The sequence below is a fragment of the Chryseobacterium cheonjiense genome, assembly GCF_012927265.1.
In the GTDB taxonomy this organism is placed as follows: domain Bacteria; phylum Bacteroidota; class Bacteroidia; order Flavobacteriales; family Weeksellaceae; genus Chryseobacterium; species Chryseobacterium cheonjiense.
The window spans coordinates 31,503-43,403 of the sequence record NZ_JABBGF010000001.1; the positions used below are offsets into that span (position 1 = coordinate 31,503).

The following is an 11,901-nucleotide window of genomic DNA, read 5'->3' on the forward strand; positions in this document are numbered from 1 at the left end:
GATTTACATCTATCATCAAGAAATAAAGCTCTTCCGAATTAGGAAAAGCTCTATTATATTGCATTGAAAAATTAAAATGAGTCTAAATGTGTCTTGGTGTGTGAACTGTTGATATCGCTTTTCTGGAAAGCAATACGGCAACAATTTCAAAAGCACCTAAAATAACATGCGGAAGGTAAATCCTGTCGCTGAACCCGAATAGCCATGGTGATACCAGCAAAAGAGCACCTGCTATAAAGTCGATTGTAAGGTGAATCCTGTACGGAATTACTTTTGCCACAGAATATTCGTAATTGGTAAGAATACTGTACAATAATGTTGAAGCCCCCAGAATTACAGGAATTACAGTAGCAGCACTATCGTCAGCAAATCCTAACAACCATGGGACAGCAATTAATAACAAACCTACAAGGTAATCCAGCATTGCGTGTATTTTTGATGAAATCATAATATATATTTTTTTGTGTTGTGTAACATATGCAGTTCAATACGTATACCATTGAATGAGAAAACGTGGTATAAATTATTGATTTTTAGAGTGTTTTATTTTTGAATTAATAGAAACAAAGTATTTTGAAAATGTAGATTATGATTCAGATCGTATAATATTGAGACAGGATGTAATATTTTTTATAAATTAGGTGTCAATAAATAAGATAATCATAAAACCATTGAATATGAAATCAACAAAACTTTTTATTTTTTCCGCATTTATTATATTGACATCATGTGATGGCAGAAAAGAAAAGCACGAAAACAGTGACGGCGACTGGGTGAAAAAAGTAGTCAGTACCGATCATGGACCTGTAAGAGAAAAACAGGTAACGGGCGATTTTGATGAGATTGAAGTCTCCCAGGCTATAGAAGCCGAGATTATCAAGTCGGATGTAGAAAAAGTAGTTATTTCCGCCCCGGAAAATATTATTGATGAGGTATTGGTGGATATCAGCGGAGGCAAGCTTCATATTCACTATAAAAAAGGCATCAGGGTAATGAACAGCCATAATGTTTCAGCAAAGATCTATGCTAAAGATTTCTCCAAAATAAATGCAAATTCTGCAGCAGGAATCACTATTAAAGATAAATTCGTTCAGGACAAAACTGATATCGAGGTTTCAAGCTCAGGATCCATAAACGGAGACCTTGAAGCCAATGACTTTGAAATTTCTGTAGGAAGCGCAAGCAATTTTACCGGAAAAATATGGGCAGTAGATCTTGATATTGACGCTTCATCCGGAGCAAGTCTTGATCTTTCGGGAAAAGCGAAGAAAGCGGAAGTTTCATCATCATCAGGAAGCAGCGTTTCTGCTAAAAATCTCGTTGCCGATAATTTAAAGGCAGAAGCATCTAGCGGAGCGAGTATTGATATCAGTGCTTCATCATCCATTAATGCAGAAGCCTCTTCCGGAGGAAGCGTAGATGTCTACAAAAAAGGAAATGTAACTTCTGTAACGAAGCAGGAAAACAGCGGTGGAAGTGTAAGCATCCATTAATTATTTTCGCTTTCATCTTCATCATTTGATGAATCTTCCCATTGCTTATTATCAAAATTAAGATTGTCGTAAGCCAGTAATTCCTCCTCTCTCTGGAGGATTTCTTTTGTGGTAAAAAGATGAATCTCATCATCTTCCTCTGCCTTGGCAAGTTTGCGGATGGATTCTTTATCAATAGCCATAAATCTTTGCCCGAGACGTCTTGCGGCATACTTCCGCATTCCCGTTTCATGAAGGACGTCTACGGCCATATCTACAGCTGTACCCAATGTTTCACGGTAAATATTATTAATTCCGTTATTCAGATAATCGTACGCGTCGATTCTGTTTTTAGCCCTTACGAATATTTTCACATGAGGATAATTTTCACGCACAATATCGGCAACAAACTTATTATTATCCGGATCGTCCAGGCAGAGAATAAGTATTTCGGCGTCCTCAATTCCTGCGGCACGCAACGTTGGAATTTTAGTAGCATCACCGTAATATACTTTAAAACCATAGCTCCTTAATAATTTAACACGGTCAGAATCCCTGTCTAAAACCGTTGCCGAAATTTTATTAGCTTTTAAAAGTCTCCCCACCGTACTTCCGAAGTGCCCGAACCCCACAATAATGATTTTCTTTTGTCGGACATTGCCGTCCAGAATGTTAAAATCATTGTCAGAATCCGGAACCTCTCTGATAAAACGGGGCGTAATCAATTTATCATTAATAATCAGCAGAAACGGAGTAATACACATCGTAATGGCTGTAACGGCCATCATCTGGGCATTAAGTTCAGGGCTCAGCAGATAAAGGTTAGATGCATAGTTGATCAGTACAAAGGCAAACTCTCCTACCTGAGAAAGCGCAAAAGCATAAAATAGAGTTTGAGGATTATCGAGCTTAAAAAATTTCCCGATAGAAAAAAGTACAACGAACTTGATAATCAGCACCGCAAAAACAGTACTGAAAATAAAAAGAGGATCTTCCCGGATAATATTAAAATTCATAGTTGAACCTACGCTTACAAAAAAGACGGCAAGTAATAACCCCTTAAAAGGATCAATCTGGGCTTCCAGTTCGTGCCGGAATTCACTGTTCGCAAGCATTACTCCTGCAAGAAATGCTCCCAATGCCGGAGATAGCCCAATGGCAACCATTAATTCAGAAACGCCAATAACCAGAAACAGGGAAGAAGCAGTTAACAGTTCCGTCATTCCCGATTTTGAAACATATCTTAAAAAAGGGACAAAGACATATCTTCCCAATAGAATCAGTATCACCACTCCCAAAATTACCGTTGCAAACTGCATCCATTCCGGAAGTGTCTGAATCAATACCTGGATTTCATTATCATGATCTCTGGTCTTATAATTGGCAATGAGAGGTAGAATAGCGAGAATAGGAATTACCGCAATATCCTGAAACAAAAGCGTGGAAAATGAAGCTTCTCCGGCAAGTGTTTTTAAATTGTTCTTTTCCTGTAGAGTCTGCAGAACAATGGCCGTAGAAGAAAGGGCAAAACACATAGCGATAGCAATGGATTTATCCAACGGCCATCCCACCATTATAAAAACAAGGAAAAGCAGCGAAATGGTAAGAAGCATCTGCGTGAGGCCAAGCCCGATAATTTTCTTCCGCATTTCCCAGAATTTTCTCGGTTCAAGCTCAAGCCCGACTAAAAAAAGCAGCATGATGACCCCAAACTCACTGGCATGCATGATATCATTAACGTCCTTACCTGTCAATTTTAATACATATGGACCGATAATTATTCCTCCTGCAATATACCCGATAACAGAACTTAGTCCGAATTTCCTCGCCAGCGGAACCATAATAATGGCAACGCCCAGAAATAAAAGGGTATTCATGGCTAAGCTTGTTTCCATAATTTATTGATTAAGAAGTTTAGTGAACTCCTGTTTATGTATGATAATTTCTTTTTTTGAGAGTTTGTTGGCTTCGTAAACGGTTTTGATATGTTTGATATCAGCCTTAAAAACATTCAGTGATACGATGAGTCCGCTGATCAGCTCTTCAATCGTAAATTTGTAGGTGCCTTCTTTGTGGAAAGATCTTTCCTTGCCGCCTGTGGTTACCAGAATATAAACCTCTTTTCCCTCCAGCGGGTTGTAATTTCCTTCTTTAATCCAGTCACGGTCGAAGACCTCATCGATCCAGAGTTTTAGCAGAGGAGGCATGCCAAACCATATCAGTGGAAACTGGAAAATAAAACGATCATAATTTTTTATTCTCTTTCTTTCCCTGAATGCGGCAATATGAAAATCCGGATATTCTTCATATAGATCTCTTAAGGTAAAATGTTGTTGACGAACATAGAAATTGATGAGCTCTGCATTCGAGTTTGAGTGCTCTAGATAAGGATGTGCAAAAACTACCAACGTCTTCTTCATAAACCTGTTTTCAGTAAATATAATGAAAAAAAATTGGATTAAAAACAGATTTAAAGGGAACTTACTGATTATTTAACATTAATAATAGAGATTTTCGCTATTAAGATTAAAAAAATCGAAAAAAATTCCTAATTATGAAATGAATACATAAAAACTATAAATAGCGGGAAATGTTTTTACCATCCTCCTGATGCGCCGCCACCGCCGAAGCTTCCGCCACCGCCAAATCCTCCGAAACCTCCTCCTCCGGAACTTCCGCCGCCAAAGCCGCCGCCTCCGAAACTACCCGGGAAAGGGAAGAATCCACCGGGATAATTTCTCCGGCCTCTTCTTGACAGGATAACATCATCGTCATCCCCGTTTCCGCCTCTTCCGCCGCCTCGGTTTCCGAAAAGTACCACGAAAATGATGAATATGATAAAGGCGATAATCATAATTCTGACAAGACCTCCATCACTGTTTTTCTGATGTTGCTTTAAAGGTTTGAATTTTCCCTGTACCGCTTCCATGATGGCAGAAGTACCGCGATCAATACCTTCAAACCATTCGCCATGTTTGAAATGCGGTGTTACGATATAATCAAGGATCTGTCCTGAAACGGAAGCTGTTAAGTATTGCTCGACCGCGCGGCCTTGCTGGATCGACATTGTGTGATCTTCGGTTGCAATTAAAAAAACAACACCATTATCTACACCTTTCTGGCCGATTCCCCATTTCTCGCCGAACATGGTCGCCAGAAAATTAACATCTTCTCCATTTGTTGATTTGATGATAATCACCTCAATTTCTGTGGAAGTAGAATCTGAGAAAGCAATCAGTTTTTTATTAAGGTCGTTTTTTTCCTGTTCGGAAAGAAGATTAGCTTCATCAAAAACAGGATATAGAACCGCAGGCTTTTTAGGAACAGAGTACTGTGCTGATACGAATGTGTAAAAGCATATAAGGATGAATGAAAATACTATTTTAAGAGAACGTAATTTCATTAGACAGCTGATTGGGGTTTTCTCCCGTTACAGGAAAATGTTTTTTGAGTTCAAGACCGGTTTCCAGAATCGCACTTTTCAGTGCTTTGTAATAATTTCCTTTGGCAAATTCCGAGGTGATATAATCGTGCAGATGATCCCAGTAAGACTGGCGTACTTTTTCATGGATTCCCGTATCGCCGATGATGGTAAGATATTTCCGTTCAAAATTAACATGAAAAAGCACGGCATTTCTTTCCGTAGTTTTCCCCATGCACAATTCTTCAAAGACCCTGAATGCTGTTTTCGCACTGTCATTATCCGAATTCGAATCTATATGCACACGGATTTCGCCGGTAGAATGTTCTTCTGCTGACTGAATAGCTTCCACAAGGGAAGCTATCTGCTGACTTGTTAGGAAATTACCGGCCATTATTCTGTGAATACTTCAGGTGCTTTTTCAGCGCCCGCTTCTGCTTTAAAATAAGGTTTTTCTTTAAAGTTGGTAAAGTTCGCCAGAATATTATTCGGGAACGTTTTGATAGCGGTATTATATTCCTGAGCTGCCTGGTTGTAATACACCGTTTCTGTACGGATGCTGTTTTCAATGGCAGTATATTCTCTCTGGAAATTAATGTATTGCTGGTCTGCTTTTAGGTTGGGATAAGATTCCACAACAGCCATTAATCTGCTTAATGCACCTGATAATTCTCCCTGTGCAGCCTGGAATCTTGCCATATCCTGCTCTGTCATATTGGTAGGGTCAACATTGATGGAAGTCGCTTTTGAGCGCGCCTCAACAACTTTTGTCAATGTTTCCTGTTCAAATTTGGAGTATGATTTTACCGTTCTTTCAAGATTAGGAATCAGGTTTGCCCTTTTTTGATAAACCGTTTCTATATTAGACCATTTTGTATTTACATTCTGTTCTTTCGTAACAAAATTGTTGTAGCCGCTTTTTCCCCAGAAGAATAAAACCGCAACGATAATCAGAAGAGCAATGCCGATGGTACCGGCGCTCAGACAGCCCCTGTTTTTCATAGTTTAATTTTTTTAAAATTTTTTTGTGCTAACCAAATATACAAATTATGTGCTAATTTTGTGAAAAATAATTTTAATGACAACAATAGTCGTGGCAATGGGAGAAAAGAACGAAATTGGTTTTGAAAATCAATTACTTTGGGGTCTCCCGAAAGATCTGAAACACTTTAAAGATATTACTTCCGGACATCCGGTTATTATGGGAAGGAAAACGTATGAAAGTATCGGGAAACCGCTTCCCAACCGTACGAATATTGTTGTATCAAGAAGAAACGACTGGTTTGAAGAAGGTATTCTGATTGTCGGAAGCATCAAAGAAGCCATAAAATTTGCGAAGAAAATAGATGAAGAAATTTTTATCATCGGGGGAGGTAAAATTTATGAACAGACGATGGATTTGGTCGACCGGCTTGAGATAACCAGGGTAAAGGCTGATTTTACTGCTGATACTTTTTTTCCTGAAATTGATGCAAATGTATGGAAGAAAGTAAATGAAGAATGCCATGAAAAAGATGAAAAGAATCAATATGATTTCTGTTTTCAGACCTACGAAAAAATTTAAAATTTGAAGTTCGAGGTTTCAAGTTTGAAGTTCTACATTCTGACCCTGAACTTTAGCCACTGAACCCTAACCTCTAAACCTTAATTTTATTATCTTTGCACTTCTAAAATTTAATAATGAATAAATATATAAAACTTGCTGTTGCTGCAGTCCTGATACTTCTGGGACTTTATATGATGTTTTTTACCAGAAATCTGGGATGGGGAATTGTAGTTTTCCTCTTAGCAGGGGCACCTATTCTGCTTTTCTTTAAAAATGAATATATCCTCCTGGCTTTCTGGCAGCTTAGAAAGCAGAATATGGAAAAAGCGGCGGAGTGGCTGAAAAATGTCACAGATTATAAGGCACAGCTTCACAAGTCTCAGTATGGGTATTTTCATTACCTTACAGGATTGACGCAGGCTCAGGATCATCCGACAAAAGTGGAACCTCTGATGAAAAAAGCATTGGAATATGGTCTCAACATGAAACATGACCGTGCAATGGCTACGTTAAACCTTGCCGCAGCGGCGATTTCCAAAGGAAGAAAGCAGGAAGGACAAAAATTATTGGAAGAGGCAAAACGACTGGACAGCGCCGGAATGATGACCGACCAGATCAAAATGATGAAAGAGCAGCTGAAAATGCCGACTATGCAGAAACATATGCATAACCCGAATATGAGAAACCGAGGGAAATTCTTTTAACAATATCGTTAATAAAAATACAAAAGCACTTGAAATCAGGTGCTTTTTTTATTTTAAACAAGTAGCTTAATATTTTTAGCCGCTTAAATATCCTTAATGGTTAAAATTAATTTTACATCTCAGAATTATTTTCATACCCATAAAATTTCGGGATCTGCCAATGGTATTTTACCGCTAAAGTTCTGATCGAAACAATCAGCAAAATGGTAAAAATCTGAATAACAGTATATGATAAAGTCGTAAATTTAGTTAATAGTAAAAATGCAGCACCTCCTACAATACAGGCCGTTGCATAGATTTCTTTCCTGAAAATCAAAGGGATCCTGTTGAGCAGAATGTCCCGGATAATTCCTCCGAAACATCCGGTAATGGTTCCCAATCCGATGCATATTAAAGGGTGAATATCGGCATGAAGTCCTTTCTGAACACCAATGATGGTAAACAGCCCCAGTCCGAAACTGTCAAAAATAAATAAAGTAACCCTGAAGTTTTTTTCAAAAGATTTAAAAACCATAGTGAAAATGCTGGTCAGGATAATCAAAGCACAGGTTAGCAGATCGTGCATCCAGAATACCGGGATATCCAACAATAAATCTCTTACCGTTCCGCCGCCAACTGAAGTGACAAATGCAATGATCAGCACCCCGAACGGATCCAGCCGTTTCTGCATTGCCGCAAAACTTCCCGACATCGAAAAAGATATCGTCCCAAGGACTTCTATGGCAAAATTGAACTGTTCGTGCATATTGTATGATTGATAAATGATGATCGATTATTGATAATTGATAATAGTGAAGATTTATCAATCATCATTTATCAATTATCAATAATCTATTTTTCCACTCTCACCGAGTCCGGTACCAAAAGTCCGTATTCTCCGCCGTGGTTGATGATTTCCCTTACGATGCTGCTGCTGATGAAGGATTTTCCGGATGAGGTCAGTAAAAAGACCGTTTCCAGTTTTTTATGGGCTAACGTTCTGTTGGTATGGGCGATGGCTTTTTCAAATTCAAAATCTGCGGGATTTCTAAGTCCTCTTATGATGTACTGAGCGTTTTTTTCAAAACAGTAATCTACCGTTAAGCCTTCAAAATAATCAACTTCTACATTCGGAAATTCAGCGACGGAGTTTTGGATAAATTCCATTCTTTTTTCCAGAGGAAACATATATTTCTTTTGGGAGTTCTGCCCGATGGCGATGATCAGTTTATCAAATAGCGGAGCTGCCCGTTCTATGATGTCGTAATGTCCTAAAGTGATCGGGTCAAATGATCCCGGAAAAACAGCAATTTTCATGCGTAAAATAGTTTTGAGTTTAGGTCTTGCGTTCGGATTTTACAACCGCTCACTTCGAACCTCTAATATCTAACTTTATTTTTTATTAAGTGCTTTTTCAACCTCATTTCCGCAAAGGTCTGTTATGGAGATTCCGTAAATTTTGGCCTGCTGCGGAAGAATACTTGCAGGAGAAAATCCGGGATTGGTATTCATTTCCAGCATGTAGGGAATTCCATCCATTAGAATGAACTCGCTTCTTGAAAAACCGCTCATCCCAAGAGAATTGTAGGCTCTTTTTGCAATTTCTTCTACACGGATTCTCGTTTCATCATCGATTCTTGCTGGGGTAATTTCTTCGGATGCTCCTTCGTATTTGGCTTCATAATCGAAGAACTCATTTTTAGGAACAATTTCCGTGATGCCCAGAACAATGGTTTCTCCTTTATAATCAATAACGCCCACAGAAACCTCCATGCCGTTAAGAAAACTTTCAATTAAAATTTCATCATCTTCTTTAAAAGCAATTTCTGTTGCAGCAATTAATTCGGATTTTTCTTTCACTTTTGAAATTCCCAATGAAGAGCCCGACTGGTTCGGCTTAACAAAAACAGGCAAACCGAGATTTTCTGTAATTTCATCCACATGGATGTCTTCGCCTTTTCTCAGGTAAACACTCTTTGCAGAAGGAATTCCATATTTGGAAAGTACGGCTAACGTATCTTTTTTATTGAAGGTAAGAGCACTCTGGTAAAAATCGCAGCCGGTATATTTCTGGCCGATGGCATCCCAATATGCCTGAAGAATACCGTTTTCTCCCGGTATTCCGTGAATGATGTTGAAGCAGACATCAAATTTCAGCGGGGTGTTGTTATCGATGGTTACAGAAAAATCAGCTTTATTAATCTGGAATTTCTGATTATTTTCATCTAAAAAATACCATTCATCCCGAAGAATAATCACTTTGTATACATCATAAAGATTTCTGTCCAGAGAATCGTAAATCAGCTGCCCGCTCTTTAATGATACGACATATTCGTCAGAATAGCCTCCCATTACTACAGCAACACTTTTTTTGCTCATATTTCTAAAGTATCAATTAGGGCAAATTTAATGATTTTATATCATGCAATTTTGGAAATTCCAAAATTTTGAAAACGAAAATGCGCAACGGAAATCAAAGCACATTCTAAAATATTAATTATATTTGCTGTCTAATTATAGTAATAATAGTATGCTTAAATCACTTTTCAATTGGAAAGTTTTACTGAACTTAGTTGTTGCCATCGGTGTTTTCGTGGGATTGGTTTGGCTTACATTCCGTTGGCTGGAGTATCACACCAATCACGGCCAGGAAATTCCCGTTCCCAATATTGTCAATAAATCAGTGCAGGAAGCAATCAAAATATTGGACGATTCCGGACTGGATTATGAAGTGGATAGTTTTAAATATGATCCTAAATACAGACCATTCCAGGTATTGCAGGTGTATCCTGCTCCCGGCTCGCGTGTAAAAGACGGAAGAGCAATTCAGCTGAAAGTAAACCCGAGAACCTGGGCCAGAGTGGAAGTTCCTGATGTTATCAATAAATATTCGGGGCTTGCATTCCAGAGATTGGAGCAGGTGGGATTAAAAGTAGGAGATACTATTTTTGAGCCGAGCATTCAGAAAGATGCGGTTTTAAGAATACTGTATAAAGGAACGGCTGTAAAACCTAAAACAAAACTTCCGAGATTTTCTGTAGTAGATGTTGTGATCGGTTCAGGACCGTTAAGAAATATTACGATACCTAATGTTGTAGGACTTACCGTAAAAGAAGCCAGAGCTGTGATTGCAAGAAGCATGTTTGAAGTAGGTCTTGTAGAACATGAAGACGGCAGTAAAGATGAATCGGATATTATTTATTATCAGGATCCTGCTGCAGGAGATGTAAGAGATCAGGGAATGCAGATGGATCTCTGGGCCAGTAAAAGAACTCCGGCTGAGCTGAGAGCAAAAATAGAAGAGCTGAATTCCATTTACAGAATGAAGGTAGACACGGCGCTGCCTCCGATTCAGTATCAGGAAATGCCTGTTCAGGAGCCGGCTTATGAAGCTCCTCCGCCTGTTGCAGCACCTAAAAGAGAAAGCCCGAAGCCGTCGACGGATGTACAGAAGACAGATGCCCAAAAATCTTCCGTAAAACCTTCTTCAGGAACTGAAAGTGCTAAGCCGAAAACTACGGGTACCAGTACTTCCGGAAATACAGCTTCTGCTAATAAACCTGCTGCAACAACACAAAAAACCGCAGAAAAGCCGAAAGCTAAAAAAATAGTGGTAGAATAATAACAGATTTTCATAAAAATACAGGCTTCAACTTTCATTATGTTGAAGCCTTTTGTATAAAAAACAAAACAATGGCAGAAGATAACGAAGATTTTTTCGATGAAGAATTAGCAGATCAGAACAGTATTGATAACATTGATATCGATGAGGAAAACAAAGGACTGTATGAACACCTTAATATCACGGTAGACAAAAGTCAGGAACCTTTGAGAATTGATAAATTCTTATTGATCTTTCGTCAGAATTCATCAAGAAATAAAATCTCACAAACCTGCAGGGCAGGTAATGTTATTGTAAACGGAGTTGCCGTAAAACAAAACTACCGTGTAAAACCCGGAGATCAGATTTCCGTATTGCTGGCACATCCGCCAAGGGAAAATTTCATTATTCCTCAGGATATTCCGATCAATATTGTGTATGAAGATGACGATCTTATCGTTGTTGATAAAGATCCGGGAATGGTAGTGCATCCGGGATTCGGAAACTGGGACGGAACTTTGGTGAATGCTTTAGCTTTTCATTTTGAAAAGAAAGGTGAAAAATCCGATCTCGACAGGGTAGGGCTGGTTCATAGAATTGATAAAGATACTTCCGGTCTCCTTGTTATCGCTAAAAACGAATATGCACTGAGCTTTTTGGCCAAACAGTTTTTCGACAGGAAAACGAAGCGGCTTTACTGGGCTTTTGTGTGGGGAAATGTACAGGAAGATGAAGGCACCATAAGAGGCCATATCGGCCGCCATCCGAAAAACAGGATGCAGATGCATACCTATGAAGACGGCAGCCATGGGAAACATGCAGTGACACATTACAAAGTATTGGAAAGATTCAGATATATGACCTGGGTAGAATGTAAGCTGGAAACCGGAAGAACGCACCAGATAAGGGCGCACTTCAAACACATCGGCCATACCCTCTTCAATGATGAAAGATACGAAGGGCATACACCTCTCCGTGGGGTGAATCTTCCTAAGTATAAGCAGTTTATAAAAAATGTGTTTGAAATTCTGCCCAGACATGCGCTCCATGCTCATACTTTAGGATTTGTACATCCTACTACAAAAAAGGAATTATATTTTGAAAGCCCAATGCCGAAAGATATGGCGGATGCTGTAAAAAAATGGAGAAATTATTTAGAAAACTAAAAATATATTGAG

General features: G+C 38.8%; 14 protein-coding genes. 5 read left to right on the top strand and 9 right to left on the bottom strand.

What is annotated here, in order from left to right; genetic code table 11:
• Positions 1 to 82 precede the first annotated feature (82 nt).
• Entirely contained in the window at positions 83 to 448 is a 366-nt protein-coding gene (locus HHL20_RS00135) for an SPW repeat domain-containing protein (protein ID WP_169229198.1), read from the bottom strand.
• A 229-nt stretch (positions 449 to 677) separates the two neighbouring features.
• Between HHL20_RS00135 and HHL20_RS00140 the strand changes: the two genes are divergently transcribed.
• A complete protein-coding gene (locus tag HHL20_RS00140; protein WP_169229199.1) occupies positions 678 to 1,493 on the top strand; it encodes a head GIN domain-containing protein in 816 nt (271 codons plus the stop codon).
• Here the strand turns inward: HHL20_RS00140 and HHL20_RS00145 are convergent.
• From HHL20_RS00145 to HHL20_RS00165, 5 genes are all read right to left on the bottom strand, one after another.
• Positions 1,490 to 3,367 (bottom strand): monovalent cation:proton antiporter-2 (CPA2) family protein, encoded by a 1,878-nt coding sequence (locus HHL20_RS00145; RefSeq protein ID WP_169229200.1) that lies wholly within the window; start codon positions 3,365 to 3,367, stop codon positions 1,490 to 1,492. The two genes, HHL20_RS00140 and HHL20_RS00145, sit on opposite strands and share 4 nt — an antisense overlap.
• Positions 3,368 to 3,370: 3 nt before the next feature.
• A complete protein-coding gene (locus HHL20_RS00150) occupies positions 3,371 to 3,892 on the bottom strand; it encodes an NAD(P)H-dependent oxidoreductase (RefSeq protein ID WP_169229201.1) in 522 nt (173 codons plus the stop codon).
• A gap of 176 nt (positions 3,893 to 4,068) precedes the next feature.
• Positions 4,069 to 4,875, bottom strand: a complete 807-nt coding sequence (locus HHL20_RS00155; protein WP_169229202.1) for a TPM domain-containing protein — start codon at positions 4,873 to 4,875, stop codon at positions 4,069 to 4,071.
• Positions 4,856 to 5,287, bottom strand: coding sequence for a TPM domain-containing protein (locus tag HHL20_RS00160; RefSeq protein WP_169229203.1), 432 nt, complete (start codon positions 5,285 to 5,287; stop codon positions 4,856 to 4,858). Before HHL20_RS00160 ends, HHL20_RS00155 begins: the two co-directional genes overlap by 20 nt.
• Positions 5,287 to 5,895 carry a LemA family protein gene (locus HHL20_RS00165; protein WP_169229204.1) on the bottom strand — a complete coding sequence of 203 codons (609 nt, stop codon included), beginning with the start codon at positions 5,893 to 5,895 and terminating at the stop codon, positions 5,287 to 5,289. Before HHL20_RS00165 ends, HHL20_RS00160 begins: the two co-directional genes overlap by 1 nt.
• A 76-nt stretch (positions 5,896 to 5,971) precedes the next feature.
• Between HHL20_RS00165 and HHL20_RS00170 the strand changes: the two genes are divergently transcribed.
• Positions 5,972 to 6,457: a dihydrofolate reductase gene (locus HHL20_RS00170; RefSeq protein ID WP_169229205.1), complete on the top strand. Its 486-nt coding sequence runs from the start codon at positions 5,972 to 5,974 to the stop codon at positions 6,455 to 6,457.
• Between the two features lie 116 nt (positions 6,458 to 6,573).
• Positions 6,574 to 7,143 carry a DUF2892 domain-containing protein gene (locus HHL20_RS00175; protein WP_169229206.1) on the top strand — a complete coding sequence of 190 codons (570 nt, stop codon included), beginning with the start codon at positions 6,574 to 6,576 and terminating at the stop codon, positions 7,141 to 7,143.
• A gap of 112 nt (positions 7,144 to 7,255) precedes the next feature.
• On the opposite strand, the gene HHL20_RS00180 is transcribed toward HHL20_RS00175, so the two are convergent.
• The 3 genes from HHL20_RS00180 to HHL20_RS00190 all read right to left on the bottom strand — a co-directional run bounded on the left by HHL20_RS00180 (position 7,256) and on the right by HHL20_RS00190 (position 9,501).
• Entirely contained in the window at positions 7,256 to 7,888 is a 633-nt protein-coding gene (locus tag HHL20_RS00180) for a trimeric intracellular cation channel family protein (RefSeq protein WP_169229207.1), read from the bottom strand.
• An 86-nt stretch (positions 7,889 to 7,974) separates the two neighbouring features.
• Positions 7,975 to 8,439 (bottom strand): pantetheine-phosphate adenylyltransferase, encoded by a 465-nt coding sequence (coaD, locus tag HHL20_RS00185; protein WP_169229208.1) that lies wholly within the window; start codon positions 8,437 to 8,439, stop codon positions 7,975 to 7,977.
• A gap of 75 nt (positions 8,440 to 8,514) precedes the next feature.
• Positions 8,515 to 9,501 carry a D-alanine--D-alanine ligase gene (locus tag HHL20_RS00190; protein ID WP_169229209.1) on the bottom strand — a complete coding sequence of 329 codons (987 nt, stop codon included), beginning with the start codon at positions 9,499 to 9,501 and terminating at the stop codon, positions 8,515 to 8,517.
• A 151-nt stretch (positions 9,502 to 9,652) separates the two neighbouring features.
• Here HHL20_RS00190 and HHL20_RS00195 point away from each other — a divergent pair, with 151 nt between their 5' ends.
• On the top strand, positions 9,653 to 10,744 hold the full coding sequence (locus HHL20_RS00195) for a PASTA domain-containing protein (protein WP_169229210.1): 1,092 nt from the start codon (positions 9,653 to 9,655) through the stop codon (positions 10,742 to 10,744).
• Positions 10,745 to 10,815: 71 nt separating this feature from the next.
• Entirely contained in the window at positions 10,816 to 11,889 is a 1,074-nt protein-coding gene (locus HHL20_RS00200) for an RluA family pseudouridine synthase (RefSeq protein ID WP_185194777.1), read from the top strand.
• Positions 11,890 to 11,901: the final 12 nt, after the last annotated feature.

Excerpts from the sequence above, each read along its gene's own strand:
- HHL20_RS00135 (WP_169229198.1), bottom strand. The coding sequence starts at position 448 with ATGATTTCATCAAAAATACACGCAATGCTGGATTACCTTGTAGGTTTG.
- HHL20_RS00140 (WP_169229199.1), top strand. The coding sequence starts at position 678 with ATGAAATCAACAAAACTTTTTATTTTTTCCGCATTTATTATATTGACA.
- HHL20_RS00145 (WP_169229200.1), bottom strand. The coding sequence starts at position 3,367 with ATGGAAACAAGCTTAGCCATGAATACCCTTTTATTTCTGGGCGTTGCC.
- HHL20_RS00150 (WP_169229201.1), bottom strand. The coding sequence starts at position 3,892 with ATGAAGAAGACGTTGGTAGTTTTTGCACATCCTTATCTAGAGCACTCA.
- HHL20_RS00155 (WP_169229202.1), bottom strand. The coding sequence starts at position 4,875 with ATGAAATTACGTTCTCTTAAAATAGTATTTTCATTCATCCTTATATGC.
- HHL20_RS00160 (WP_169229203.1), bottom strand. The coding sequence starts at position 5,287 with ATGGCCGGTAATTTCCTAACAAGTCAGCAGATAGCTTCCCTTGTGGAA.
- HHL20_RS00165 (WP_169229204.1), bottom strand. The coding sequence starts at position 5,895 with ATGAAAAACAGGGGCTGTCTGAGCGCCGGTACCATCGGCATTGCTCTT.
- HHL20_RS00170 (WP_169229205.1), top strand. The coding sequence starts at position 5,972 with ATGACAACAATAGTCGTGGCAATGGGAGAAAAGAACGAAATTGGTTTT.
- HHL20_RS00175 (WP_169229206.1), top strand. The coding sequence starts at position 6,574 with ATGAATAAATATATAAAACTTGCTGTTGCTGCAGTCCTGATACTTCTG.
- HHL20_RS00180 (WP_169229207.1), bottom strand. The coding sequence starts at position 7,888 with ATGCACGAACAGTTCAATTTTGCCATAGAAGTCCTTGGGACGATATCT.
- coaD (WP_169229208.1), bottom strand. The coding sequence starts at position 8,439 with ATGAAAATTGCTGTTTTTCCGGGATCATTTGACCCGATCACTTTAGGA.
- HHL20_RS00190 (WP_169229209.1), bottom strand. The coding sequence starts at position 9,501 with ATGAGCAAAAAAAGTGTTGCTGTAGTAATGGGAGGCTATTCTGACGAA.
- HHL20_RS00195 (WP_169229210.1), top strand. The coding sequence starts at position 9,653 with ATGCTTAAATCACTTTTCAATTGGAAAGTTTTACTGAACTTAGTTGTT.
- HHL20_RS00200 (WP_185194777.1), top strand. The coding sequence starts at position 10,816 with ATGGCAGAAGATAACGAAGATTTTTTCGATGAAGAATTAGCAGATCAG.